General features: G+C 72.0%; 32 protein-coding genes and 3 tRNA genes. 15 read left to right on the top strand and 20 right to left on the bottom strand.

The annotated features are described in order from the left end of the window. From RBXJA2T_RS00965 to RBXJA2T_RS00895, 15 genes are all read left to right on the top strand, one after another. On the top strand, nucleotides 1-1,287 hold a 1,287-nt coding region (locus tag RBXJA2T_RS00965), incomplete at its 5' end, for a motility hub landmark protein FimV (RefSeq protein WP_009855434.1). Further along, on the top strand, nucleotides 1,280-2,104 hold the full coding sequence (gene truA, locus RBXJA2T_RS00960) for a tRNA pseudouridine(38-40) synthase TruA (protein WP_009855433.1): 825 nt from the start codon (nucleotides 1,280-1,282) through the stop codon (nucleotides 2,102-2,104). The genes RBXJA2T_RS00965 and truA, both read left to right, overlap by 8 nt. A gap of 13 nt (nucleotides 2,105-2,117) precedes the next feature. Beyond that, nucleotides 2,118-2,750, top strand: coding sequence for a phosphoribosylanthranilate isomerase (locus RBXJA2T_RS00955; protein ID WP_009855432.1), 633 nt, complete (start codon nucleotides 2,118-2,120; stop codon nucleotides 2,748-2,750). An 18-nt stretch (nucleotides 2,751-2,768) separates the two neighbouring features. Next, on the top strand, nucleotides 2,769-4,016 hold the full coding sequence (gene trpB / locus RBXJA2T_RS00950) for a tryptophan synthase subunit beta (RefSeq protein WP_009855431.1): 1,248 nt from the start codon (nucleotides 2,769-2,771) through the stop codon (nucleotides 4,014-4,016). Continuing rightward, nucleotides 4,013-4,822: a tryptophan synthase subunit alpha gene (trpA, locus tag RBXJA2T_RS00945; RefSeq protein ID WP_009855430.1), complete on the top strand. Its 810-nt coding sequence runs from the start codon at nucleotides 4,013-4,015 to the stop codon at nucleotides 4,820-4,822. Before trpB ends, trpA begins: the two co-directional genes overlap by 4 nt. A gap of 14 nt (nucleotides 4,823-4,836) precedes the next feature. Continuing rightward, complete coding sequence (accD, locus tag RBXJA2T_RS00940; protein ID WP_009855429.1) at nucleotides 4,837-5,709, top strand: acetyl-CoA carboxylase, carboxyltransferase subunit beta; 873 nt, start codon at nucleotides 4,837-4,839, stop codon at nucleotides 5,707-5,709. 56 nt (nucleotides 5,710-5,765) lie between these two features. Continuing rightward, nucleotides 5,766-7,049: a bifunctional tetrahydrofolate synthase/dihydrofolate synthase gene (gene folC / locus RBXJA2T_RS00935; protein WP_009855428.1), complete on the top strand. Its 1,284-nt coding sequence runs from the start codon at nucleotides 5,766-5,768 to the stop codon at nucleotides 7,047-7,049. A gap of 6 nt (nucleotides 7,050-7,055) precedes the next feature. Beyond that, on the top strand, nucleotides 7,056-7,829 hold the full coding sequence (locus RBXJA2T_RS00930) for an SPOR domain-containing protein (protein WP_029719041.1): 774 nt from the start codon (nucleotides 7,056-7,058) through the stop codon (nucleotides 7,827-7,829). Continuing rightward, nucleotides 7,829-8,326, top strand: coding sequence for a CvpA family protein (locus tag RBXJA2T_RS00925; RefSeq protein WP_009855426.1), 498 nt, complete (start codon nucleotides 7,829-7,831; stop codon nucleotides 8,324-8,326). The genes RBXJA2T_RS00930 and RBXJA2T_RS00925 overlap by 1 nt, the downstream gene beginning before the upstream one ends. A gap of 11 nt (nucleotides 8,327-8,337) precedes the next feature. After that, a complete protein-coding gene (gene purF, locus RBXJA2T_RS00920) occupies nucleotides 8,338-9,846 on the top strand; it encodes an amidophosphoribosyltransferase (protein WP_009855425.1) in 1,509 nt (502 codons plus the stop codon). A 138-nt stretch (nucleotides 9,847-9,984) separates the two neighbouring features. After that, nucleotides 9,985-11,184, top strand: coding sequence for an O-succinylhomoserine sulfhydrylase (locus tag RBXJA2T_RS00915; RefSeq protein WP_009855424.1), 1,200 nt, complete (start codon nucleotides 9,985-9,987; stop codon nucleotides 11,182-11,184). Nucleotides 11,185-11,191: 7 nt separating this feature from the next. Further along, complete coding sequence (gene gltX, locus RBXJA2T_RS00910; RefSeq protein WP_009855423.1) at nucleotides 11,192-12,580, top strand: glutamate--tRNA ligase; 1,389 nt, start codon at nucleotides 11,192-11,194, stop codon at nucleotides 12,578-12,580. Between the two features lie 65 nt (nucleotides 12,581-12,645). After that, nucleotides 12,646-12,721: transfer RNA gene (locus RBXJA2T_RS00905), tRNA-Ala, on the top strand. 62 nt (nucleotides 12,722-12,783) lie between these two features. Beyond that, nucleotides 12,784-12,859: transfer RNA gene (locus tag RBXJA2T_RS00900), tRNA-Glu, on the top strand. Between the two features lie 99 nt (nucleotides 12,860-12,958). Continuing rightward, nucleotides 12,959-13,034: transfer RNA gene (locus RBXJA2T_RS00895), tRNA-Glu, on the top strand. A 122-nt stretch (nucleotides 13,035-13,156) separates the two neighbouring features. Here the strand turns inward: RBXJA2T_RS00895 and RBXJA2T_RS00890 are convergent. The 20 genes from RBXJA2T_RS00890 to RBXJA2T_RS00795 form a co-directional block, all read right to left on the bottom strand. Beyond that, entirely contained in the window at nucleotides 13,157-13,579 is a 423-nt protein-coding gene (locus tag RBXJA2T_RS00890) for a DUF1810 domain-containing protein (RefSeq protein WP_009855422.1), read from the bottom strand. A gap of 164 nt (nucleotides 13,580-13,743) precedes the next feature. Beyond that, on the bottom strand, nucleotides 13,744-14,271 hold the full coding sequence (locus tag RBXJA2T_RS00885; RefSeq protein ID WP_009855421.1) for a hypothetical protein: 528 nt from the start codon (nucleotides 14,269-14,271) through the stop codon (nucleotides 13,744-13,746). Nucleotides 14,272-14,386: 115 nt separating this feature from the next. Next, a complete protein-coding gene (gene cutA, locus RBXJA2T_RS00880) occupies nucleotides 14,387-14,707 on the bottom strand; it encodes a divalent-cation tolerance protein CutA (RefSeq protein WP_009855420.1) in 321 nt (106 codons plus the stop codon). Beyond that, complete coding sequence (locus tag RBXJA2T_RS00875) at nucleotides 14,704-15,072, bottom strand: VOC family protein (RefSeq protein ID WP_009855419.1); 369 nt, start codon at nucleotides 15,070-15,072, stop codon at nucleotides 14,704-14,706. Before RBXJA2T_RS00875 ends, cutA begins: the two co-directional genes overlap by 4 nt. An 83-nt stretch (nucleotides 15,073-15,155) precedes the next feature. Continuing rightward, nucleotides 15,156-15,374: a DUF3079 domain-containing protein gene (locus RBXJA2T_RS00870; protein ID WP_009855418.1), complete on the bottom strand. Its 219-nt coding sequence runs from the start codon at nucleotides 15,372-15,374 to the stop codon at nucleotides 15,156-15,158. 75 nt (nucleotides 15,375-15,449) lie between these two features. Next, the gene (locus RBXJA2T_RS00865; RefSeq protein WP_009855417.1) at nucleotides 15,450-16,040 is read right to left on the bottom strand and encodes a GNAT family N-acetyltransferase; all 591 of its coding nucleotides are present in this window, start codon (nucleotides 16,038-16,040) and stop codon (nucleotides 15,450-15,452) included. A gap of 83 nt (nucleotides 16,041-16,123) precedes the next feature. After that, nucleotides 16,124-16,852 (bottom strand): SIR2 family NAD-dependent protein deacylase, encoded by a 729-nt coding sequence (locus RBXJA2T_RS00860; protein WP_009855416.1) that lies wholly within the window; start codon nucleotides 16,850-16,852, stop codon nucleotides 16,124-16,126. After that, complete coding sequence (locus tag RBXJA2T_RS00855; protein ID WP_009855415.1) at nucleotides 16,849-17,160, bottom strand: MliC family protein; 312 nt, start codon at nucleotides 17,158-17,160, stop codon at nucleotides 16,849-16,851. The genes RBXJA2T_RS00860 and RBXJA2T_RS00855 overlap by 4 nt, the downstream gene beginning before the upstream one ends. Continuing rightward, nucleotides 17,160-17,693 (bottom strand): 2-thiouracil desulfurase family protein, encoded by a 534-nt coding sequence (locus RBXJA2T_RS00850; RefSeq protein ID WP_009855414.1) that lies wholly within the window; start codon nucleotides 17,691-17,693, stop codon nucleotides 17,160-17,162. The genes RBXJA2T_RS00855 and RBXJA2T_RS00850 overlap by 1 nt, the downstream gene beginning before the upstream one ends. Before the next feature lie 4 nt (nucleotides 17,694-17,697). Then, complete coding sequence (locus tag RBXJA2T_RS00845; protein WP_009855413.1) at nucleotides 17,698-18,696, bottom strand: GNAT family N-acetyltransferase; 999 nt, start codon at nucleotides 18,694-18,696, stop codon at nucleotides 17,698-17,700. 8 nt (nucleotides 18,697-18,704) lie between these two features. Next, nucleotides 18,705-19,112, bottom strand: coding sequence for a hypothetical protein (locus tag RBXJA2T_RS00840; protein WP_009855412.1), 408 nt, complete (start codon nucleotides 19,110-19,112; stop codon nucleotides 18,705-18,707). Next, a complete protein-coding gene (locus RBXJA2T_RS00835) occupies nucleotides 19,109-19,705 on the bottom strand; it encodes a GNAT family N-acetyltransferase (protein ID WP_009855411.1) in 597 nt (198 codons plus the stop codon). Before RBXJA2T_RS00835 ends, RBXJA2T_RS00840 begins: the two co-directional genes overlap by 4 nt. Beyond that, a complete protein-coding gene (locus RBXJA2T_RS00830) occupies nucleotides 19,702-20,748 on the bottom strand; it encodes a histone deacetylase family protein (protein ID WP_009855410.1) in 1,047 nt (348 codons plus the stop codon). The genes RBXJA2T_RS00835 and RBXJA2T_RS00830 overlap by 4 nt, the downstream gene beginning before the upstream one ends. Before the next feature lie 41 nt (nucleotides 20,749-20,789). Next, the gene (locus tag RBXJA2T_RS00825; RefSeq protein ID WP_009855409.1) at nucleotides 20,790-21,212 is read right to left on the bottom strand and encodes a nucleotide triphosphate diphosphatase NUDT15; all 423 of its coding nucleotides are present in this window, start codon (nucleotides 21,210-21,212) and stop codon (nucleotides 20,790-20,792) included. Then, complete coding sequence (locus RBXJA2T_RS00820; protein ID WP_009855408.1) at nucleotides 21,209-21,667, bottom strand: hypothetical protein; 459 nt, start codon at nucleotides 21,665-21,667, stop codon at nucleotides 21,209-21,211. Before RBXJA2T_RS00820 ends, RBXJA2T_RS00825 begins: the two co-directional genes overlap by 4 nt. 114 nt (nucleotides 21,668-21,781) lie before the next feature. Continuing rightward, nucleotides 21,782-22,144: a hypothetical protein gene (locus RBXJA2T_RS00815; protein WP_009855407.1), complete on the bottom strand. Its 363-nt coding sequence runs from the start codon at nucleotides 22,142-22,144 to the stop codon at nucleotides 21,782-21,784. A 71-nt stretch (nucleotides 22,145-22,215) separates the two neighbouring features. Then, nucleotides 22,216-22,686: an NUDIX hydrolase gene (locus RBXJA2T_RS00810; RefSeq protein ID WP_009855406.1), complete on the bottom strand. Its 471-nt coding sequence runs from the start codon at nucleotides 22,684-22,686 to the stop codon at nucleotides 22,216-22,218. 54 nt (nucleotides 22,687-22,740) lie between these two features. After that, nucleotides 22,741-23,307, bottom strand: a complete 567-nt coding sequence (locus tag RBXJA2T_RS00805) for a GNAT family N-acetyltransferase (RefSeq protein ID WP_009855405.1) — start codon at nucleotides 23,305-23,307, stop codon at nucleotides 22,741-22,743. Between the two features lie 8 nt (nucleotides 23,308-23,315). Next, nucleotides 23,316-23,930, bottom strand: a complete 615-nt coding sequence (locus RBXJA2T_RS00800) for a LysE family translocator (protein ID WP_009855404.1) — start codon at nucleotides 23,928-23,930, stop codon at nucleotides 23,316-23,318. A 75-nt stretch (nucleotides 23,931-24,005) separates the two neighbouring features. Next, entirely contained in the window at nucleotides 24,006-24,299 is a 294-nt protein-coding gene (locus tag RBXJA2T_RS00795) for a VOC family protein (protein ID WP_009855403.1), read from the bottom strand. Nucleotides 24,300-24,345 lie beyond the last annotated feature (46 nt).

Below are 24,345 nucleotides of genomic sequence, written 5' to 3'. Positions count from 1 at the left end.
GCGTCGGCCGCCTCGGCGCCGGCCAAGAAGCCGCGCAAGGCGCCTCCGCCGCCGATGCCGGTGCAGGAGGAGCAGAGCTTCGTCGACTCGCTGCTCGAGAACCCGATGCTGATGCCCGCCGCCGGCCTGCTGGTCGCGATGCTCGGCGGCCTGCTGTTCTGGCGTCGCCGCCAGGGCGCGCAGAAGGGCGGCGGCGAGACCTCCTTCCTCGAGAGCCGCCTGCAGCCCGACTCGTTCTTCGGTGGCACCGGTGGCCAGCGTGTCGACACGCGCGAGGCCACGCCGTCGGGCGCGCCGTCGTCGATGAGCTACTCGCTGTCGCAGCTCGACGCGATCGGCGACGTCGACCCGGTCGCCGAGGCCGACGTCTACCTCGCCTACGGCCGCGACCTGCAGGCCGAGGAGATCCTCAAGGAGGCGATGCGCGCCAACCCGGACCGCATGGCGATCCGCGTCAAGCTGCTCGAGGTCTACGTCAAGCGCCGCGACATCAAGGGCTTCGAGCTGCTCGCCACCCAGGTCTACACGATGACCCAGGGCAGCGGCGAAGACTGGGAGAAGGCCCAGGAACTGGGCCGCCAGATCGACCCGGAGAATCCGCTGTACCAGCCGGGTGGCGCCCCGGCGCTGGAAGTGGGCCCCGGCGGCAAGGTCATCGAGCCGCTGGCCGCGACGACGCTGCCGCATGCCGCCAAGCCGGCGCCGTTCGCGCCCGAGGAGTCGTCGCTGCCGCCCGAGCCGGCGCCCGCGCCCGCCGACCTGGACCTGGATCTCGACCTCGACGCCCCGACGCCGGCTGCGCCGTCGCCGCTGGCGATGGAAGCGACCCAGCCGATCCCGCGTGACGAAGGCCCGGTGTCCGACAACGCGCCGCTGGACTTCGAGCTGCCGCTGGTCGACACCCATCCGGCGCCGCTGGACGAGCCGATCCCGACGCCCGAGATGTCCTTCGGCGAACGTGCCGACGCCACGCCGCCGGCACCGATGGACGCACTGGACTTCGACCTCGGCGACCTGGCGCCGCCGGCCCCGGCCGCCGCGCCGTCGCGGCCGGCCGCGCTGGACACCAGCGAGCCGGCACTTGACTTCAGCGACTTCGGCCTGGGCCCGGATTCGCTGCCGCCGATCGGCGACGGCGACCCGCTGGCGCGCAAGCTCGAGCTGGCCGAGGAGTTCCGCCAGATCGGCGACCTCGAAGGCGCACGCGACCTGCTCGACGAAGTCATCGCCAAGGCCGACGGCGCCTTGAAGGCCAAGGCCCAGGCCATGCTGTCCTCGCTTGGCTGAACACGACACCGGCGGCCCGGCCGTCGCGCCGGGCGGCCGCATCGCGCTGGGCATCGCCTACCGCGGCGCGCGTTATCACGGCTGGCAGTCGCAGCCCGACGGCCGCACCGTGCAGGACGTGCTCGAGCGCGCGCTGGGCCAGTTCGCCGCCACGCCGGTCGGCACGCTGTGCGCCGGCCGCACCGACGCCGGCGTGCACGCCTTCAACCAGGTCGTGCACTTCGATGCGCCGGTCGAGCGCGACGAGTTCTCCTGGGTGCGCGGCACCAACCGCTACCTGCCCGACGACGTCGCGGTGCAGTGGTGCCGGCGTGTCGATGCCCGTTTCCACGCCCGCAACAGCGCGCAAGGGCGGCGCTACCGCTTCGTCATCCTCGAAGCGCCGGTGCGCCCGGCGATCGAGGCCGGCGCCTGCGGCTGGGTCTTCCGGCCGCTGGACGGCGACGCGATGCGTGCCGCCGCGGCGCACCTGATCGGCGAACACGACTTCAGCTCCTTCCGCGCCGCCGGCTGCCAGGCGCTGACGCCGGTGAAGACCATGCGTTCGATCGGCGTCGAGCGCCGCGGCGCCTACTGGCGCATCGAGTTCGACGCCAGCGCCTTCCTGCACCACATGGTGCGCAACATCGTCGGCTGCCTGGTCACCGTCGGCAGCGGCCGCCAGCGGCCGGAGTGGATGGCCGAGGTGCTGGCCGCACGCAGCCGCGACGCCGCCGCGCCGACCTTCCCGCCGGACGGGCTGTACTTCGTCGGCCCGTACTACGATCCGGCCTTCGCCATCCCCGAGCACACGCCGGCCATGGATTGGCTGGTCTGACGCTTCCCGCCCGATGTCCCGCACCCGGATCAAGATCTGCGGCCTGACGCGAGAGGCCGATGTCGACGACGCCGTCGAGGCCGGCGCCGACGCGCTGGGTTTCGTGCTCTACCCGAAGAGCCCGCGTGCGCTGACGCCCGAACGTGCCGCCGAACTGGCGCGCCGGCTGCCGCCGTTCGTCACGCCGGTGCTGCTGTTCGTCAACGCCGCGCCGCAGGCCATCGCCCACGCCGTGCGCCTGGTGCCGCAGGCGCTGGTGCAGTTCCACGGCGACGAGACGCCCGAGCAGTGTGCCGCCGTCGGCCGCCCCTGGCTGCGGGCCGCGCGGATGGCGCCGGGAGTCGATTTGTTAGACTTCGCCCGGCGCCATCCCGGCGCGACGGGCCTGCTGCTCGACACGCATGTCGAGGCTTACGGCGGGAGCGGAAAGGTCTTCGATTGGTCACTGATACCACCAAGCGTGCCCGTTCCGGTCGTTTTGTCTGGTGGGTTGAATCCTGCCAACGTGACCGATGGGGTGCTTCGAGTCCGGCCCTGGGCCGTTGACGTCAGCTCCGGCGTCGAGCGCGACAAAGGCATCAAGGATGCCGCGCTGATGCGCCGGTTCTGCCAAGCGGTGCGCGAGGCCGATGCCCGCACCGCCTGAATCGAAGGACACCTCACCATGCTGAATTACGACCAGCCCGATGCCCGCGGGCATTTCGGGCCTTACGGCGGCAGTTTCGTCGCCGAGACGCTGACCCACGCGCTGCACGAGCTGCAGGACGCCTACGCGCGCTACCGCGACGACCCCGAGTTCGTCGCCGAGTACCGCGACGAACTCAAGCACTTCGTCGGCCGCCCGAGCCCGATCTACCACGCCGCGCGCACCAGCCGCGAACTCGGCGGCGCGCAGATCTACCTGAAGCGCGAAGACCTCAACCACACCGGCGCGCACAAGATCAACAACGTCATCGGCCAGGCCCTGCTCGCCAGGCGCATGGGCAAGCCGCGCGTCATCGCCGAGACCGGCGCCGGCCAGCACGGCGTCGCCACGGCGACGATCTGCGCACGCTACGGCCTGGAGTGCGTGGTCTACATGGGCGCCGAGGACGTCAAGCGCCAGAGCCCGAACGTCTACCGCATGCATCTGCTGGGCGCCAAGGTGGTGCCGGTGGAGAGCGGCAGCAAGACGCTGAAGGACGCGCTCAACGAAGCGCTGCGCGACTGGGTCACCAACGTCGAGAACACCTTCTACATCATCGGCACCGTGGCCGGCCCGGCGCCGTACCCGGCGATGGTGCGCGACTTCCAGCGGGTCATCGGCGACGAGTGCCTGCAGCAGATGCCCGAACTCGCCGGCCGCCAGCCCGACGCCGTGATCGCCTGCGTCGGCGGCGGCAGCAACGCGATGGGCATCTTCTACCCGTACATCCGCCACGAAGGCACGCGGCTGATCGGCGTCGAGGCCGCGGGGCAGGGCCTGGACAGCGGCAAACACGCGGCGTCGCTGTCGGCCGGCTCGCCCGGCGTGCTGCACGGCAACCGCACCTACCTGCTGCAGGACGACAACGGCCAGATCATCGAGACGCACTCGGTCTCCGCCGGCCTGGACTACCCCGGCGTCGGCCCCGAGCACGCCTATCTGAAGGACATCGGCCGTGCCGAGTACGTCGGCATCACCGACGACGAGGCGCTGAAGGCCTTCCACCACCTCTGCCGCACCGAGGGCATCATCCCGGCGCTCGAGTCCAGCCACGCGCTGGCCCACGCGATGAAGATCGCGCCGACGATGCGCTCCGACCAGATCCTGCTGGTCAACCTGTCCGGCCGCGGCGACAAGGACATCGGCACCGTCGCCGACCTGTCCGGTGCCGACTTCTATTGCCGGCCTTCGTGCCGCGGCCAGAGCGTGAAGGGAGGTGCGCAATGAGCCGCATCGCCGCCACCTTCGACGCGCTGCGGCGCGACGGCCGCCAGGCGCTGATTCCCTACGTCACCGTCGGCGACCCGTACGCCGACGCGACGCCGGAGATCATGGCCGCGCTGGCCGACGGCGGCGCCGACGTCATCGAGCTCGGCGTGCCGTTCTCCGACCCGATGGCCGACGGCCCGGTGATCCAGCAGGCCGGCGAACGTGCGCTGGCGCGCGGCATCGGCCTGGCCCAGGTCTTCGCCGCGGTGCGTGCCTTCCGCGAGCGCAACCAGCGCACGCCGGTCGTGCTGATGGGTTACGCCAACCCGGTCGAGCGCTACGACGGCCGCCACGGCGACGGCGCCTTCATCCGCGACGCGGCGGCCGCCGGTGTCGACGGCGTGCTGATCGTCGACTACCCGCCCGAGGAGTGCGAGGACTTCGCCGCGCGCCTGAAGGCCGCCGGGCTGGACCTGATCTTCCTGCTGGCGCCGACCTCGACCGACGCGCGCATGCGCCTGGTCGGTCGGCTGGCCAGCGGGTATGTGTACTATGTCTCGCTGAAAGGTGTCACCGGCGCGGGTCACCTCGACACCGCGGCGGTGGCGGCGATGTTGCCGCGCATCCGCGCGCACGTGCAGACGCCGGTCGGCGTCGGCTTCGGCATCCGCGACGCCGCCACGGCGCGTGCGGTCGCCGAGGTCGCCGACGCGGTCGTCATCGGCTCGCGGCTGGTGCAGCTGCTCGCCGAGCAGCCGCGCGAGGCCGTGGCTGCCGCGGCGCGCGACTTCATCGCCGGCATCCGTGCCGCGCTGGACGCATAACTAGGAGTGAACCGATGAGCTGGTTGGAAAAGCTGCTGCCGCCGAAGATCCAACCCACCGACCCGAGCGAGCGCCGCACGGTGCCCGAAGGGTTGTGGATCAAGTGCCCGTCCTGCGAGACGGTGCTCTACAAGACGGACCTCGAGCAGAACGTCAACGTCTGCCCGAAGTGCGGCCACCACCACCGCATCGGTGCGCGCGAGCGCCTGGACCACTTCCTCGACGCCGAAGGGCGGTGGGAGATCGGCCAGGAGGTGCTGCCGGTCGACGCGCTGAAGTTCAAGGACAGCAAGAAGTACCCCGAGCGCCTGAAGTCGGCGCTCGAGACCACCGGCGAGACCGACGCGCTGATCGTCATGGGCGGCGCGGTGATGAGCGTGCCGCTCGTCGCCGCCTGCTTCGAGTTCGACTTCATGGGCGGCTCGATGGGCTCGGTGGTCGGCGAGCGTTTCGTGCGCGGCGTCGAGGCGGCGATCGAGCAGAAGGTGCCGTTCGTCAGCTTCGCCGGCACCGGCGGCGCGCGCATGCAGGAAGGTCTGCTGAGCCTGATGCAGATGGCCAAGACCAATGCCGCGCTGACGCGGCTGGCGCGCGCGAAGCTGCCGTACATCAGCGTGCTGACCGACCCGACGATGGGCGGCGTGTCGGCCAGCTTCGCCTTCGTCGGCGACGTCGTCATCGCCGAACCGAAGGCGCTGATCGGCTTCGCCGGCCCGCGGGTCATCGAGAACACGGTGCGCGAGAAGCTGCCCGAAGGCTTCCAGCGCAGCGAGTTCCTGCTGCAGAAGGGCGCGCTCGACATGATCTGCGACCGCCGCCAGATGCGCGCCACCGTCGCCCGCCTGCTCGCCAAGCTGCAGCGCCAGAGCGCCGACGCGGTCGCCTGACGCCGCTCCATCCGTCTCAACGGACACCGGGCCCTTCGTGGCCCGGTTTTGCTTCCATGACCGCCTTGCCCGCCACGCTCGACGACTGGCTCGCCCACTGCGAGCGCATGCACCCGATCTCGATGGACCTGTCGCTGGAGCGCACCGTCGAGGTCCGCCGCCGCCTGGGCCTCGAGTTCACGATGCCGCTGATCGTCGTTGCCGGCACCAACGGCAAGGGCTCGACCTGCGCGATGCTGGAATCGATCGCGATGCAGGCCGGCTACCGCGTGGGCCTGTACCAGAAGCCCGAGCTGGTGCATTTCACCGAACGCTGCCGCGTCGACGGCCGCCCGGTCGACGCCGACGCGCTGCTGCCGCACTTCGACGCCGTCGAGCAGGCGCGTGGCGACATCACGCTGACCAAGTTCGAGTTCACGACGCTGGCCATCGCGCGGCTGCTGTCGTTGGCGCCGCTGGACCTGGTGATCCTCGAGGTCGGCCTCGGCGGGCGCTACGACGCCGTCAACGCCTTCGACGCCGACTGCACGGTCATCACCAGCATCGACCTCGACCACACCGAGTTCCTCGGCCCCGACCGCGAGAGCATCGGCTTCGAGAAGGCGCACGTGATGCGCACCGGCCGCCCGGCGATCGTCGGCGACCCGCTGCCGCCGGCCAGCGTCGTCGACCACGCGCGCGAGATCGGCGCCGACCTCTGGCTGGCCGGGCGCGACTTCCGCCACGACGGCGACCGCCAGCAGTGGAACTGGGCCGGCCGCGGCCGGCGCTACAACGGCCTGGGCTACCCGGCGCTGCGCGGCGCCAACCAGCTGCTCAACGCCTCGGCGGCGCTGGCGGCCTTCGAGAGCCTGCGCGAGCGCCTGCCGATCACCGCCCAGGCGGTGCGCACCGGGCTGGCGCTGGTCGACCTGCCGGGCCGCTTCCAGGTCGTGCCGGGGCAGCCGGCGCTGGTGCTGGACGTCGCCCACAACCCGCAGTCGGTGGCCGCGCTGGCGCTGAACCTCGACGCGATGGGTTTCTACCCGCGCACCCGCGCCGTCTTCGGCGCGATGCGCGACAAGGACATCGCCGGCGCGCTGGCGAAGATCCGGCCGCTGATCGACGAATGGCACGTCTGCGCGTTGCCGACGGCGCGTGCCGCGACGGCCGACGAACTGGCCGCAGTCCTCGGCGACACGACGCCGGTGCATCGCCACGCCACGCCGAGCGAGGCCTTGCGCGCCGCGCTGGCCGCCTCCGACCCTGCCGATAGAATCGTCGTCTTCGGATCGTTCTACACCGTGGGCGGCGTTCTGCGCGACGGCCTGCCGCGGCTGTCGGCGCCGCATGCCGGCTGACACCCGATGCCTCTGCCTTCGTTCCTGAAGCGAAAACCCTCTCCCGCGCCTGAACGCCGTGGCGCGCCGCCCGCCGACGGCGCCGATGTCCAGGTCGCGCGCACGCGCGCCCGTCGCCGCCTGATCGGCGCTGCGGTGCTGCTGGTCGCCGGCGTCATCGGTTTCCCGGTCGTCTTCGACACCCAGCCGCGGCCGGTCTCGGTCGACGTGCCGATCGAGCTGCGCGGCAGCGCGGCGTCGGCGCCCGGCGTGTCGCTGCCGCCGCGCAGCGCACGATCCAGCGGTGTCGTGATCGCCGACAGCCCGGTCGACGAGGAGCCGGCGTCCGCGCCCGCGGCGCCAGCGCCTGCACCGGCGGTCGAGCCCAAGGTCGAGCCTGCGCCGGCCGCAGCCGTTCCGGCCAAGCCGGCCTCGGCGCCGGCGGTCAAGCCCGACGCCGCCGCGACGATCGCCAAGCCGGCCTCGGCGGTCGCGCCCAAGCCGACGGCCGCGGCGCGCGCCGATGCCGAACGTGCCAAGGCGCTGCTCGACGGCGCCTCGGCGCCCAAGGAAGTGCGTTTCGTCGTCCAGATCGGCGCTTTCGCCGACACCGCGGCGCTGAACCAGGCGCGTTCGCGCGCCGACAAGAGCGGGCTCAAGACCTACACCCAGGTCGTCGACACCAGCGCCGGCAAGCGCACGCGGCTGCGTGTCGGCCCGTTCGACAGCCGCGAGGCCGCCGACCGCGCCGCCGCCAAGCTCAAGGCCGCGGGCCTGCCGGCGGCGGTGCTGACGCTGTGATGGCCGAGCTCGGCTGGGTCGACTGGACGCTGCTCGCCGTGCTCGCGGTGTCCACCGTCGTCGGCCTGGTGCGCGGTTTCGTCTTCGAGGCGATGTCGCTGGCCGGCTGGATCGTCGCCTGGTTCGCCGCGCAGTGGTTCGCCGCCGATCTGGCGCGCCACCTGCCGGTCGGCACGCCGGGCGGGCCGCTGAACCACGGCGCCGCCTTCGTGCTGACCTTCGTCGCCGCGCTCGTCGTGTGGTCGCTGCTGTCGCGCCTGGTGCGCCTGCTCGTGCACGCGACCCCGCTGTCACCGGCCGACCGCGCGCTCGGCGCCGGTTTCGGCCTGCTGCGCGGCGGCGTCCTGCTGCTGGCGCTGGCGACCGTCGTCGCGTTGACGCCGGCTTCTCAATCCGTCGCCTGGCGCCAGTCGCAGGGCGCGCTGTGGCTCAATACCGCCATGCAGGGGCTCAAGCCCGTGCTGCCGGTCGATCTGGCGCGGCATCTGCCGGCCTGAAAGGAACTCCCATGTGCGGCATCGTCGGCGTCATCGCGAAGACGCCCGTCAACCAGCTGATCTACGACGCGCTGCTGCTGCTGCAGCACCGCGGCCAGGACGCCGCCGGCATCGTCACGATGCAGGGCACGAAGTGCTTCATGCACAAGGCGCGCGGCATGGTGCGCGACGTCTTCCGCACCCGCAACATGCGTGCGCTGCCGGGCAACGTCGGCCTGGGCCAGGTGCGCTACCCGACCGCCGGCAACGCCTACAGCGAGGAAGAGGCGCAGCCCTTCTACGTCAACGCGCCGTTCGGCGTCGTGCTGGTGCACAACGGCAACCTGACCAACGCCCATGCGCTGAAGCAGGAGCTGTTCGACGTCGACCGCCGCCACATCAACACCGAGAGCGACACCGAGGTGCTGATCAACGTGCTGGCGCACGAGCTCGACAAGGCCGCCACCGGCCTGCCGCTGACGCCGCAGGAGATCTTCACGGCCGTCGCCGCGGTGCACAAGCGTGTGCGCGGCTCCTACGCCGTCATCGCGCTGGTCGCCGGCTACGGCCTGCTGGCCTTCCGCGACCCGCACGGCATCCGCCCGCTGTGCCTGGGTGTCGGCCCCGAAGGCGAGACCATGCTCGCCAGCGAGTCGGTGGCCATCGAAGGCAGCGGCTTCCGTTTCGTGCGCGACATCGCGCCGGGCGAGGCGGTGTTCATCGACCAGGACGGCGTCACCCACACCCGCCAGTGCGCCGAGGCGCCGCGGCTGAATCCCTGCATCTTCGAGTACGTCTACCTCGCGCGGCCGGACTCGGTGATGGACGGCATCTCGGTCTACCAGGCGCGGCTGAACCTCGGCGAGACGCTGGCCCAGCGCCTGATCTCGACGATGCCGCCCAGCGAGATCGACGTCGTCATCCCGATCCCCGAGTCGAGCCGCCCGAGCGCGATGCAGCTGGCGCACAAGATCGGCAAGCCGTACCGCGAAGGCTTCGTCAAGAACCGCTACGTCGGCCGCACCTTCATCATGCCGGGCCAGTCGGTGCGCAAGAAGAGCGTGCGCCAGAAGCTCAACGCGATCGGCGTCGAGTTCAAGGGCCGCAACGTGCTGCTGGTCGACGACTCCATCGTGCGCGGCACGACGAGCAAGGAGATCGTGCAGATGGCGCGCGAGGCCGGCGCCCGCCGCGTCTACATGGCCAGCGCCGCGCCGCCGGTGCGCTTCCCCAACGTCTACGGCATCGACATGCCGACGAAGGAAGAGCTGATCGCGCACGGCCGCAGCATCGAGCAGATCCGCGAGTTCATCGGCGCCGACGCGCTGATCTACCAGGACGTCGACGCGATGAAACGTGTCGTCGGCGCGCTCAACCCGCAGGTCCAGGGCTTCGAGGCAAGCTGCTTCGACGGCGTCTACGTCACCGGCGACGTCAGCGCCGCCGACTTCCAGGCCATCGAGACGCAGCGCAAGCTGCAGTTCGACGAGGAAGACGGCCCGGCGCGTTCGCGCCTGGCCCTGCAGAGCGCCGAGGAATGATGGACCACCCCCGAAGCGCCTTCGGCGCTCCCCCTCAAGGGGGCGCCGCCAGTGGCCCGGCAGAGCCGGTCCACGGCGTCCGCTTGATGCGGCGTTTGAATGGCAGCCCGGCTGCCTTTTCCAGAGGCTGAGGCCAACATGATCCGCAAGACCGATCTGCCCGCCGATGCCCGCCGCGACACGCTGGCCGTGCGCGAGGGCCTGCCCTGCACCGAGTGGGGCGAGAACTCCGAGGCGCTGTTCATCACCAGCAGCTTCGTGCACCCCGACGCCGAGACCGCTGCGCGCCGCTTCGCCAACGAGGAGGAGGCTTTCGTCTACAGCCGCTTCTCGAACCCGACGGTGACGATGATGGAGCGCCGTCTGGCGGCGCTGGAAGGCACGAGCGGCTGCATCGGCACCGCCAGCGGCATGTCGGCGATCCTGCTGCTGGTGCTGGGCCTGCTGAAGGGCGGCGACCACGTCGTCTGCTCGCAGAGCGTCTTCGGCTCGACGATCAAGCTGTTCCAGGACTTCGCCAAGTTCGGCATCGAGACGACCTTCGTCTCGCAGACCGAGGTCGCCCAGTGGCGCGACGCGATGCGCCCGAACACCAGGCTGCTGTTCGCCGAGACGCCGAGCAACCCGCTGACCGAGGTCTGCGACATCCGTGCGCTGGCCGAGATCGCGCACGCCGGCGGCGCCAGGCTGGCCGTCGACAACTGCTTCTGCACGCCGGCGCTGCAGCGCCCGGTCGAGTTCGGCGCCGACTTCGTCGTGCACTCGGGCACCAAGTTCCTCGACGGCCAGGGGCGTGTCGTCGCCGGCGCCGTCTGCGGCCCGGCCGAGCTGATCGACACCCAGCTGGTGCCGGTGATGCGCAGCGCCGGCATGGCGCTGTCGCCGTTCAACGCCTGGGTGGTGCTGAAGGGCCTGGAGACGCTGTCGATCCGGCTGAAGGCGCAGAGCGAACGGGCGCTGGCGCTGGCGCGCTGGCTCGAGGCGCACCCGGCCGTCGAACGGGTCTACCACCCGGGGCTCGAATCGCACCCGCAGCACGCGCTGGCGATGGCCCAGCAGGGCGGCTGCGGCGGCGCCGTCGTCTCCTTCATCGCACGCGGCGAACGTGCCGGCGCCTTCGCCGTCATCGACGCGACGCGCATCTGCTCGATCACCTCCAACCTCGGCGACACCAAGACGACGATCACGCACCCGGCGAGCACCTCGCACGGGCGGCTCAGCGAGGCCCAGCGTCTGTCCGCCGGCATCACCCAGGGCATGATCCGCGTGGCGGTCGGCCTCGAAGACATCGAAGACCTGAAGGCCGACCTCGCTCGCGGCCTCGACTCACTGGCTTGAGACTGGCATGAACGTCCGCACCCGCATTGCCCCGTCGCCGACGGGTTTCCTGCACCTGGGCACCGCGCGCACCGCGCTGTATTCCTGGGCCTATGCCCGCCACTTCGGCGGCCAGTTCGTGCTGCGCATCGAGGACACCGACGTCCAGCGCTCGACGCAGGAATCGGTCGACCAGATCCTCGACGCGATGAAGTGGCTGGGCCTGGAGTACGACGAAGGTCCGTTCTACCAGACGCAGCGCCTGGAGCGTTACCACGCCGTCATCGCGCAGATGCTCGCCGAAGGCACGGCCTACCAGTGTTATTGCACGCCCGAGGAACTGGACGCGATGCGCGAGGAGCAGCGCGCCCGTGGCGAGAAGACGCGCTATGACGGCCGCTGGCGCCCCGAGCCGGGCAAGGTGCTGCCGCCGGTGCCCGAGGGCGTGAAGCCGGTGGTGCGCTTCCGCAATCCGCAGCAGGGCATGGTCGCCTGGGACGACCTGGTCAAGGGCCCGATCATGATCTCCAACACCGAGATCGACGACCTGATCATCCTGCGCCCGGACGGCATGCCGACCTACAACTTCGCCGTGGTCATCGACGACTGGGACATGAAGATCACCCACGTCTTCCGCGGCGACGAGCACATCAACAACACGCCCTGGCAGATCAACATCTTCCGCGCGCTGGGTGCGCCGCTGCCGCGTTTCGGCCACTGCCCGATCATCCTCGGCGACGACGGCCTGAAGCTGTCCAAGCGCCGCGGCGCGGTCAGCGTCACCGCGTACCAGGAAATGGGCTACCTGCCCGAAGCGATGCTGAACTACCTCGCGCGCCTGGGCTGGAGCCACGGTGACGAGGAGCTGTTCTCCAGCGAGCAGATGGTGCGCTGGTTCGACGGCAGCCACCTCGCCAAGAGCCCGGCGCAATGGGACCCGGCCAAGCTCGCCTGGGTCAACGCGCACTACATGAAGCAGGCCGACGACGCGCGCCTGGCGGGCCTGGTGCAGCAGCAACTGGCGACGCGCGGCGTGACGGCCGGCGACCTGGACCGGCTGACGCGTGCCGCGGCGCTGTTCAAGGACCGCTGCACGACGGTCGTCGAGCTCGCCGACTGGACGGAGATGCTCTACGTGCCGGTCACGCCGCGCGACGAGGACCTGCAGACCTACGTCACCGACGCCGTGAAACCGGCGATCCGCGCGCTGCGCGAGCGGCTCGCCGAGATCGATCTCGACAAGGCGACCATCGCCCAGGCGATGAAGCAGGTGCTGGCCGATCACCAGCTGAAGATGCCGCAGCTGGCCCCGGCGCTGCGTGTGCTGGTCTGCGGCCGGCCGCAGACGCCGTCGATCGACGCGGTGCTTGCGCTGTTCGAGCGAAAAATTTTGCTCGAGCGCTTGCAATCCATCTGAAACACGTTCTATACTCTTAGTCTCGCTTGAACGGCACCGCTAGTTCCAAGTCGAAGCAATTCGATGGGGGTATAGCTCAGCTGGGAGAGCGCTTGCATGGCATGCAAGAGGTCAGCGGTTCGATCCCGCTTACCTCCACCAAATCTCCCGCGAGGGAGTGACGGAATCAAGCCAGCGGCGCCGTTCAGGGCGCGAAGGTTTCAGTCCCCTTCGTCTAGAGGCCTAGGACACGACCCTTTCACGGTTGTAACAGGGGTTCGAATCCCCTAGGGGACGCCAAACAGCAGACGGCACCGCAAGGTGTCGTTTGTCTTTTCATGGCCGGTTTTCCGCGTCGGGAGAATCGGGCTTTCGCGCACGAGACGACGCAGATTCAAGGTCCCCTTCGTCTAGAGGCCTAGGACACGACCCTTTCACGGTTGTAACAGGGGTTCGAATCCCCTAGGGGACGCCATCAAGGCAGCACACGGCACCGCAAGGTGCCGTTTGTCTTTGTGCGCTGCGTCGGCGTGACGTTGCCGCCCGTTGCCGGCCGCGCGCGGGTTCAGGCGCCGTGCCGTCCGCGGTGCGCGAAGTTCAGAGCTGCGCCGCCGTCAGCGGGTCGGGGTGGCCGTCGTAGAAGCGTTCGAGCAGCAGTCGGAACACCGGTTCCTCCGGCGCGACCGCAGCGAACAGCGTCAGCGAAGAACGCAGCTTCAGATCGTCGGGGCTTCCGAGAACCTGCAGCGCCGACGCGTGGCCCGGCACGGCCAGCAGCTTCTCGCAGCACAGGCGCAGGCGCGGCCCGAGCACCGGGTGGCGCCAGTAGGCCAGGGCTTCGTCGCGCCCGTGCAGGCCGTACAGCCGCGCCATCGAACTGCGCCCGAGGCTGGCGAGTTGCGGGAAGATGAACCACATCCAGTGCGTCGTCTTGCGGCCGGCGCCGATCTCGGCGAGCACCCGGTCGATGACCGGCTCCTGCGCGTCGACGAAACGTTGCAGGTCGTGGCGGTCTTCCATCGTCAGCCCCAAGCCAAGCGTTGAACCCGTCGTGGCGGCCGTCGGCCACCCCGCTTCCTGTCCACGAGGATGCCGCCTGCGGAGCTTGTCGAGTTGACTGCCGTCAAGTGGCGGCGGTGGTCGCCCATGGGGCCGTCGGCGGCCACGACCGCCGGCGGCCCGGCTTATGGGCGCTGGGCGGTGTTCGTCGCGGCGGCCTCGGCGCCCGGGCAGCCCTGGGCGCTGCGCCAGCCCTTGAGGAAGGCGCGCCGGGCGCCGCCGGCGATCACCGCCGCTGTCACCTCGCGCGAGTGGCGCTCGGCGCCGGTCAGCTTGCGGATCCAGCCGCGGAACGGGATCACGTCCTCGGCGGTGCGGCGCACGGCGCCAATGGCGGCGTCGCCGGCCGCATCGGTGCCGCGTTCGAGCAGGCCGGCCTCGGCGCCGCGCGGCGCGTCGAGGTCGGGGCCGAGCGCGTCGTCCAGCGCGGAGACCTCCGTCGCGGTGCTCGCGCAGCTGGTGTCGGCGTCCAGCCGGTACGGCGCCTTGCGTGCGGCGCGCAGCACCTCGGGGATGGCTTCACGCACGACGTTGAGATCCTTCAGCGGCGTGACCGCGGCGTCGCCGGCGCGGCCGACCTCCTTGGACGCGCAGGCGCCCAGCAGCAGCGTGGCGGCCAGCAGGGACAGGGTGATGCGGGGGGAGAGGGTCATCGCCGGAGTATCCCCGCGACCGCGGGCGAACAGAACAATGGACGACTGACACGATCCGCGTCGGCGTCCGGCCCGCCTTCTGCGCCGACCCGGATAACCGCCGCCTGGCCACCGTTCAGCGCGAGCAGCCGGCCTCGACCCAGGCGGCGTAGTCGGCCCCGGCCAACACGACCGGCGTCGCCCAGATCGCCGGCAGCGCATAGGGGTGCAGCTCGCGGATCGCCGCCTCGAGCTCGGGCCAGCGAGCCGCCAGCGTCTTCGCGAGCAGCCGCCACTCGCTGTCGTGCTGCAGCGCGCCCTGCCAGACGTAGGTGCTGCGCACCGCCTCGACCTGAACGCAGGCGGCGAGCCGGCGCGTGACCAGCGCATCGGCGATGCGCTGCGCGTCGGCCTCGGTGGCCACCGTCGTGCGGACCTCGATCAGCGGGCCGGTCATGACGGTCGGTGGATCACCGCCTCGACGTTGTGGCCGTCGGGGCCGATGACGAAGGCGGCGTAGTAGTTCGGGTGGTAGTGCGGCCGCAGCCCGGGGCCGCCGTTGTCGCGGGCCCCGGCGGCCAGCGCCGCGGCGTGGAAGGCGTCGACCTGGGCGCGGCTTTCGGCGACGAAGGCGATGTGCAGCGGCGCCGGAGCCGTGCCGCTTTCGTACAACCACAGCGAGGGTTTGCCGTCGCGGCCGAGGCCGACGCTGCCGTCCGGGCCGCGCATCACGAGCCCGACACGCAGCGGCGCGAGTGCGGCGAGAAAGAAGTCGGTGCTGGCCTGCAGGTCGCGCACGCCGAAGCCGAGGTGGTCGAACATGGTCTCTCCTGGTCGCGGCGACGGCCGCTTTCGGCGTCGATGCTAGGCCCGCCGCGGTGCGATGCCGGCGCAGCCCTTCGGCGTCAGGTGGCGGGCGCCACGTCGGCCGGCGCGACCTCGTCCCCGGCCGCGCCCGACGGCGGCACCCAGTCGTGCCAGTCGGGGCCGAAGAACTCGACCGGGTGCTGGGTGCGCTCGGAGCCGTTGCCGCAGACCAGCTGATCGGCGGCGCAGTAGCGGTCGCAGCCCCAGCAGGTGCGCTCGGGATGCGGCGGGTTGATCGGGAAACGTTTCGGGGCCATGCGCGGGGGCGCCGGGCAGCCGCGCGGCGCCGGGCCAGTGTCGCTGCGTATTTCGCGACGTGGTTTTGAGTGTCGTCAAGTGGAAGGATCGCCGTCGACCAGCGCCAGCCGCATCACCGGCCGCTGCGGACGGCGCCGCGCGACCTCGGTGAAGCCGGCCTTGGTGTACATCGACACGGCGCCGTTCCACATCCCGTCGTCGGCAGAGGGCTCGGCCTTGTCGATCGGGTAGGCCTCGAGCAGCGTCGCGCCGCGTGCCCGGGCGAAGTCGATCGCACCACGCAGCATCGCGCTGGCGACACCCCGGTGGCGTTCCGGCCCCGGCACGACGAAACAGACGACCGACCAGACCGGCTGATCGTCCACCGGACGCGCCACCGGCGAACGGCGCAGCCGCGGGTACTGCTCACGCGGTGCCAGCGCCACCCAGCCCACCGGCCGGCCGTCCTCGTAGCCGATCAGCCCCGGCGGCGGATCGGCCTCGGCCAGCGCCCGCAGCGCGTCGCGACGGTGCGTGCGGCGGCTGGCCTCGTCGCCGCTGCCGCTGCCCGACTCGCGGTAGTACATGCACCAGCAGCCGCGGGCCACCGAGCAGCCCTTGGCCGCGAACAGCGTCTCCAAGTCGTCCCAGCGTTCGGGCGACAGCGGGTGGATCTCGATCGGCATCGTGACGCTCTCCTCGGTCCAGGCGGCCAGCCTAGGCGTGGCACGCCGGCGCCCACAAGCCCCGTGTGGCGCAGGGGGCACGTTCAGGCCACGCCCAGCCAGCGCGGCAGCAGGTCTTCGGCCGGGCCGAGCCGCTCTTCGGCGAACGCCGGGTGGCGCGGGCGCATCGGCTCCAGGTTCAGGTAGACGGTGTGGGCGCCGGCCTGGCGTGCGCCGCGCACGAACTCGGCCGCTGGCGTCACCGTGCCCGAGGTGCCGACGGCGACGAAGAGGTCGCAGTCCTGCAGCGCCTGCTGCACCTGGCGCAACGCCGGCATCGGCAACATCTCGCCGAAGAGCACGATGTCCGGCCGCAGCGCTGCGCCGCACCGCGGGCAGCGCGGCACGGTGCCGGCGTGCGTCGTCGTGTCGGGGTAGGGCGCGAGCGTGCAGCCGTCGCGGCTGCAGCGTGTCGTGCTGACGTTGCCGTGCAGCTCGACGACACGCCGGCTGCCGGCGCGCTGGTGCAGGCCGTCGATGTTCTGCGTGATCAGCAGGAGCTCCTGATCAGGCCCGAGCGCGGCCTCGAAACGCACCAGCGCGAGATGCGCGGCGTTGGGCTGGGCCGCCGCGACCGGCGCGCGCATGCCGCCGAACAGCGCCCAAGTTCGTTGCGGCTGGCTGTGCAGCGTGTACACGTGGCTGCACTCGGCGACCTCGGCGTCGTCCCAGATGCCGCCCGGCCCGCGGTAGGTGCGCAGCCCCGATGCGGCCGAGATGCCGGCGCCGGTCAGGAAGACGATGCGGCGATAGCGCGACAGCCCGGGGTTCATCGTGCCGGCGTGTCTGCCACTTCGCGGCAGTCGATCGGCACGCGCCGCCCGATCTCCAGTTGCAGCTCGCGGCCCTTGCCACGCAGCCCGACGCGGCCGTTGGAATAGGCATAGCCCGAGCCGGTGCGCTGCTGCGGCAGCTCCAGCGTGCCGCCCTCCCAGGCCAGGCGTGCGAGTTCACGCTCCGGCACGAAGACGACGTCCAGCGTGCGCCCGTCATCGCAGGCGAAGCGGGCGTGGATCTCCCCGGCCGTCGGCGCGGCGCAGGCGGTGGTGGCGACGGCAGCGAGCAGGGCCAGGCGTTTCATCACGGCTCCCGGGGTGGCGATGCCGCGATGGTGCCGCCGTCCGCCGCCTGGAGCCAGCGATCTGCCGCGGCGACTTCGGTCTCGACGAAGACGGCCAGACCGGCGGCCGCCAGCCGCTCGGCAGTGACGCCGCGCCCCGGCACCGTGGCGCCGGCGAAACGCCCGTCGTGCACGCAGGTGCTGCCGCACGACGGGCTGCCGTCCTTCAGCAGCGCGACGCTGGCGCCGGCCTCGTGCGCAGCGCGCAGCGCGGCTTCTGCACCGGCGACGAAGGCGGCGCTCACATCCCGGCCGTCGTGTGCCAGCACACGCGCGCGCCCGGCCAGCACCGCTGCCGCGTCGGCACCCGGCTCGATCTCGGCCGGCGGCCGCGGCACCGGCAGGCCGCCGGCGCATTCGGGGCAGAAGCCGACGACCCGGCCTTCGGCCTGCCAGCGCCGCAGCACGGCGGTGTCCAGGCGTTGGTGGCCGCCGTCCCAGCGCACCGCGTCGCCGAGCAGGCAGGCGCTGACGAGAACGCGCGCCGGCGCCATCGCTTCAGCCGGCCGGGCGGGTGTAGACCAGCGTCGCGATGCCGTCGTCCTCGTCGCGGCGCTCGACACACTGCATGCCGGCTTTCTCGATGACGCGCCGCGACGCCAGGTTGGGCTCGGCGACGGTGGCGATGACCGGCCCGATGCCGCGTGCGTCGGCCCAGGCCAGCAGGCCTTGCAGCGCCTCGCTGGCCAGGCCCTGGCCCCAGTGTTCGCGCGCGAACGCGTACTTGGCCTCGGGTTCGACCTGGCCGCCCGGATGCACCAGGCCGCAGAAGCCGACGATGCGGCCGTCGCCGCGCCGCTCCAGCGTCGCCATGCCGTAGCCGCGGGTCGCGTCGTTGATCGCCGTGACACGCCGCCAGGCCTCGCATTCGGCCGGCGTGATGCCGCGGCCGTCGCCGGCCCAGCGCATCGCGTCGGCGTCGCCGTACACGCGCTGCAGCGCTTCGTGGTCTTCGGGACGCCAGCGCCGGCAGTGCAGGCGCTCTGTGTCGAACAGCGGCGCCGGGGCGAAGGGCGCCAGCTCTCGCGTCATGTACAGCACCTCGAACGGCAGGTGCTCGAAACGCCGCGTGGCCCCGGCGACGAAACCCAGGCGCTCGTACCACTGCACCAGTTCGCCGTGCGCGGCGATGACGCCGATGCTGACGCGCTGGGCGCCCCAGCCGGCGGCGGCGGCCAGCACGGCCTCGCTCAGCGCGCGGCCGACACCGCGGCGGCGCCACGGCGGCAGCACCGACAGGCGGTTCAGGTAGACGGTGCCGGGCTCGGCCGGGAAATCCAGCGCGACGCAGCCGGCGGCCTCGCCGTCGACACGCGCCAGGATGTAGCGCTGGCCGCGGGCGTTCTCCTCGGCGATCCACGCCGGCGTGCAGAACGACGGGTGTTTCGGGCAGTTGGCTTCGGTCAGGCCGAACCGTGCGGCGACGTCGGCGTTGGAATGGGCGACGAGCGCCGCGATCAGCTCGCGGTCGTCGGCGGTGGCGGGCAGCAACTGCATCGGGGCTTTCAGTGGGGCGAGCGCATGCGCTCGCGGCGTTCGGCCGGGTCGATGACGACGCGGTCCAGCCAGATCAGGAAACGCCGCGTGCGCAGCGCCTGGGCCTGCGTCAGCTCGCGGCGCAGCGTGCGCGCCTCGATGCGTTCGACACCGCCGGCCTCGTCGCGGCGCAGCCCGCGCGGGTGGCGGTGGCGCAGCGACGCGAAGACCGGCAGCTCGGGCACGACGCGGCGCACGTGGTCCAGGCGCAGCCAGCGTTCGGCGCCGTCGCCTTCGACGATGTCGATCGGGATGTGGCGGAACTCGTGGTGCCGGCCTTCGAGGTCGCGCCAGGCCAGGGCCCGGATGCGGTCGAAGATCCACAGCAGCACCTCGAGGACGGCGCCGCCGAGGCGCTCGAACGGCGTGCGGATCACGGCAGCGTCGAGCCGGGCTGGTCGCGCGGCACCCGTTCGAGGTACTCGGCGACGGCGGCCTCGCCCAGGCACTTGAGCATCACCGTCGTCGTGCGCGTGCTGCCGTCGGCGGCTTCGATCGGCCGCGTGCGCAGCGCCTCGTAGCCGCAACGGCGCCAGAAACGTTCGGCGCGTTCGTTGCCGACGACGACCCCCAGCCGCAGCCAGCAGGCGCCCTGCGCGCGCGCCCAGGCTTCGAGCGCGGCGTGCAGCTCGGCGGCGGCGCCGGTGCCGCGCTGGCTCGGGTGCAGCAGGAACAGCGCCGTGTGCCAGCAGCCCGGCGTGCCGAGGTCGGCGATGACGAGCAGCACGCCGGCCAGCGTGCCGTCGGGCTCGTAGGCGCCGGCGCACCAGTGGCGCGTCCAGCTCAGGTGTTCGGGCGGGCGCTCGGCGAGCATCTCCGCTGCTTCGTCGGGCGCCGGCGGCAGGCCGCCGACCAGGACGTAGAAGTCGCTGCAGGCTTCCAGCAGTGCCTGCAGCTGCGGCAAGTCGCCGGCGGCGAGCTCGTGCACCGCCAGCCGCGGCGTCGTGAACAGCGCGGGCGTGTCCCTCATCGTGCCGCGGTCTCGAAACCTTCGAGCACGTTGACGACGTTGACGCCCATCGCCGCGACGGCGTAGCCGCCTTCGAGCGTGAACACCGTCGGCAGCCCGGCGCCGGCGATGGCCGCGCCGACCGTCAGGTAGTCGGCGCTGGCCAGGCGGAAACGCGAGATCGGGTCGCCTTCGTAGGTGTCGACGCCGAGTGCCACGACCAGCGCGTCGGGCGCGAAGGCGGCGATGCGCGCCAGCGCCGCGTCGAACGCCTGGCGCCAGCCGGCGAAGTCGGTGCCGGCCGGCAGCGGCAGGTTCAGGTTGCAGCCCAGGCCGTGCCCGGCCCCGGTCTCGTCGGCGTGGCCGAGGTAGAACGGGTACTCGGTGCGCGGGTCGCCGTGGATCGACACCGTCAGCACGTCGGCACGTTCGTAGAACAGGCTCTGCGTGCCGTTGCCGTGGTGGTAGTCGACATCGAGCACCGCGACGCGGCGCGCGCCGCCGTCACGCAGGGCCTGGGCGGCGACCGCGGCGTTGTTGACGAAGCAGTAGCCGCCGAAGAAGTCGTGGCCCGCGTGGTGGCCCGGCGGCCGCGTCAGCGCCAGCGCGGCGCGCGCGCCGCCTGTCACCGATGTGGCCGCCGCCGCGGCACAGGCCGCGCCGGCTTCGGCCGCGGCCCATGTGCCGGCGGTCAGCGGCGTGCCGGCGTCGAAGGAGTACAGGCCCAGGCGGGCGGCGAAGTTGTCGGGCTCGACGTCGGCGCGGAAACCGCGCACCGGCCAGACCGAGGGCAGCGCGTCGAGCGCAGCGTTGGCCGGGTCGAGCGCGACCCACTCGTCCCAGGCGGTCTCGAGGAAACGCAGGTAACGCGGCGCGTGCACCGCTTCGAGCAGCGCCCGCGCCACCGGCGGCGGCGCCTGGATCTCGCCCAAGGGGCGGCGGCCGAGTTCGGCCAGCACGTGCTCCAGCCGCGCCGGCACCTCGTGGCAGGGCACGAGCTTGCCGCGGAACATCTCCTGGCGCCCGTCGTGGGCGGCGTGGCGAGGGTTGGCGTAGATCTGCATCGGGAGGCTGACGAAAGCGAAGCCTTCGATGCTACGCCGCGTCAGACGCCCGGCGGCCGCCAGCCCGAGGCGTGCACGCTGGCCGCCGGCGCGAACAGCGGTTGCGGCAGCGCGTCCCACGAGAACCAGCGCCATTCGGCGCAGCGCTCGGGCTCCATCGCCTGCGGTTCGCCGTCGGCTGCGGGCACGACGGTGATCAGCGTCACGTAGTGCCGGCCGACGTCGGGAAAGACGTTGTTCACCCAGGTCGCGGCCAGCACCTCGCGGGCGACGAGGCCGGTCTCTTCGTGCAGCTCGCGGCGCGCGCAGTCTTCCGGCGTCTCGCCGAACTCCAGGTGGCCGCCGGGCGGCGCCCAGGTGTCCCGGCCATGCGCGCCCAGGCGCCGGCCCAGCAGCACCCGGCCGTCGCGCACGACGATGACACCGACGCCGACCCGCGGCGTCTCGGCCTGCGGCGTGTTCAACGCGGCGCGAACGCCTGCTCGAAACGCTGGCGGTCGAGATGGCGCATGTAGCCCTGCAGCGACTTGGCCACCGCGGGGTTGGTCGTCAGCTCCATGAACGCGACCCGGCCCAGCACCTCGAAGGCCTTGCCCAGCGACTCGCCACCTTCGGCCTTCATCAGCGCACGCACCTCGTCGACGCAGCGTTCGGTGACGAGCTGGGTGACGATCTCGGCGACCCGGCGCTGCGACTCGTCGGCCGCCGCCATGCTGACCTGGCTCAGGTCCTCCAGGCTCGGATGCGAGGCCATCGCGATGAAGATCCAGCGCGTCAGGTCCTTGCGGTCCTTGCCGGAGGTGTTGTCGGTCATGCAGGTCGACACGGCGTCGACGGCGGGGCTGGCCAGCGCGGGGGCGCAGAGCGTGCCGGCCAGGGCCAGCGCAGCGGCCGCGCGGGCGGCGTTACGGAGCTTCATCGCGGAGTGGAGTGTTGGCGGCGCGCGCCCGGCGCCGACCGTCGGCTCCGGCGGCGCGGGCCGCGGCGCACAGGATAGCCCGTCGGCGGCGCCGCCACGGCCGCGGCGCGGCCCTCAGCGCGGCACGTACTGCACGATCTCGCCGCCGTCGCGCTGCATGTAGAGCGCGTCGCCGACCATGCGCACCTCGTTGCAGGCCGGGGCGCGGCCCTGCAGCCCGCCGCAGAGCTTGCCGTCCTCGGTGCGCCAGGTGCCCGAGCTGCGGAAACCGCGGCTGGTGTCGATGAAGAAATAGCCGTTGGCCTTGTACTCCAGCCGCCACGACGTGCCGTCGGCCAGCGCGACCTGGAAGACGCGGCCTTCGAGGTGCCGGCTGAGCGCCGCGGCATCGGGGGCGCTGGCGTGCTCGGGGAAGGCCGACACGGCGGACGCGGCGGCCAGCAGCGCGCCGGCCAGAAGGGGGCGGATGGAGGGCATCGCGGGCTCCTCGGAAGTCGAACCGCGACTGTCGCGAGGGGCCCCGCCGGCCGTCCATCACGCGAAACGAGCTAGGGAGGCGCCATGCCGCCGGCAGGGGATTGGCCGTCGCCGTGCCAGCCGAACTCCGAATACGTCTCGCCGGCGGCGATGCAGGCCAGCGCGTGGCGCACGTAGGGCACCATCGCTGCGGGCAGCGCGTCCAGCGGGTACCAGTCGAGCTCGCTGCACTTGTGCGGCTCGCGGTTCTCGGGTTCGCCTTGCCAGCGCTCGGCAGCGAAGAACATCGACATCCGTTCGCTGTCGCTGCGGCGGTGGATCAGGTGCACGAGGCGCAGGTCCTCGGGGGCGATGACGAGGCCGGCTTCCTCCAGCGCCTCGCGCGCCATCGCGGCGCGCGCCGCTTCGCCGCCGTCGACGTGGCCGGCGACCAGGCTGTACAGCCCGTCGGCATAACCGGTGTTGGCGCGCTGCAGCAGCAGCACGCGGCCATCGTGCACGAGCACGAGGTGGACTTCGGGGATCAGGGAGAAGCGGGCCATGCGGCGACGCTAACCGATGCGCGGCGCCGCGGCGCGACGCCTTGCGCCATCGTGTCAGGTGAGGGCCAGCGAGATCCGCCAGCGCAGCCCCGGCGTGCTGCCGAACTGCGCCGGTTTCGTGAACCGCTCGAGCAGCACGCCCCCGTTGGCGACGATGACGCGTTGCGACGCCAGGTTGTCGGGGTCGGTCGTGAGGTCCACCCAGGGCAGGCCGACGGCGCGCGCCTCGGGCAGCATCTGCCGCAGCGCCGCGCTGGCGTGGCCGCGGCGGCGTTTCCAGGGCACGACCGAGTAGCCGATGTGGCCCAGGCAGTACGGCGGCAGCTCGGGCGTGCCGCGCTGCCAGCGCAGGCCGATGACGCCGGCGAAGCCTTCTTCGTCCCAGATCCAGCGGCGCAAGCCCGGCAGCCGCGCGACCTGGCTGCCGTCGGGCAGCGTCACCGGCGCACCGCGGCCCTGGCGGTCTTCGAGCAGGTCGATGAAGACCGCCGGCGCACGCGCGATCGCGTCGAGCTCCTCGCGCGCCGCGTCGGCGCCGCGCACCGTGTCGGCCGACCAGCCGGTCTGCAGTGCGGCGACGTAGGCGGGCAGGTGTTCGAGGCTCGGGCGGACGAGCTGCATCGGCGCGGTCAGCGCTCCGTCGTCGCCAGCCGCAGACCCAGGCCGGCGAAGGTGGCGGCGAAACCGCGCCGCAGCCAGGCCTGCACTCGCGCCGAACCGATGACCCGGGCGCGGAAGGCATGTGCCAGCGCGCCGTAGACCGCGAAGACGGCGAAGGTCATCACCATGAAGACGCCGGCCAGCGCCAGCAGCTGCAGCATCGGCCGCGCCGCCTGCGCGTCGACGAACTGCGGCAGGAAGGCGAGGAAGAAGATCGTCAGCTTGGGGTTCAGGATGTTGAGCAGGAAGGCCTTCAGCACCAGGCCCGAGGGCGGCGTGCGCGCCAGGCTGCCGTCGACCGCGAAGGCCGAGCTGTCGCGCCAGGTCGCCCAGGCGATGTAGAGCAGGTAGAGCACGCCGGCGTACTTCAGCGCCTGAAAGGCGAGCGCGCTGGCGTGCATCAGCGCCGCCAGCCCCAGCACCGTGGCCGCCAGGTGCGGCACGATGCCCAGCGTGCAGCCCAGCGCCGCGAACAAGGCCGCGCGCCGGCCCTGGGCCAGGCCCGTCGAGACCGTGTAGACGACACCGGTGCCGGGCACCAGCACGACGACGAGCGAGGTGAGCAGGAATTCGGGGCTGATCATCGATGGTCCTCCCGTGGGCGGGCGCAGCATACGCCGGTGGCGTGACGCCCGTCGGCCCCGGAATCGGCGGAGCCGCTACGTCGCCGCCTCGTCATCGTCCGGCGCGACGATCTCGACCTTGAGGCGGTCCGGGTCCTCGCAGTACATCGCGTAGTACCCGGGACCGCCGGCGAACGGGTAGCGGTCTTCGTAGAGCGGCGTGTGGCCGGCGTCGCGCACCCAGGCGCGCAGCGCATCGACCTGCGCGCGCGACGCCGCCTGGAACGCCAGGTGGTTCAGGCCGATGCGCTGGCGGTGATAACCGGCGGCGAGGTGTCCGGTCGGCGCCTGCAGGAAACAGAGGTCGTGGTCGCGGTGCCGATAGTTCACGCCGCCGGACCAGGGCTGGACTTGCCAGCCCAGTGCCTGCAGCAGC

This window comes from Rubrivivax benzoatilyticus JA2 = ATCC BAA-35 (assembly GCF_000190375.1).
GTDB lineage: Bacteria > Pseudomonadota > Gammaproteobacteria > Burkholderiales > Burkholderiaceae_C > Rubrivivax > Rubrivivax benzoatilyticus.
The sequence above is the reverse complement of the archived record's forward strand: the minus strand, read 5'-3'. Positions and strand labels throughout refer to the sequence as shown.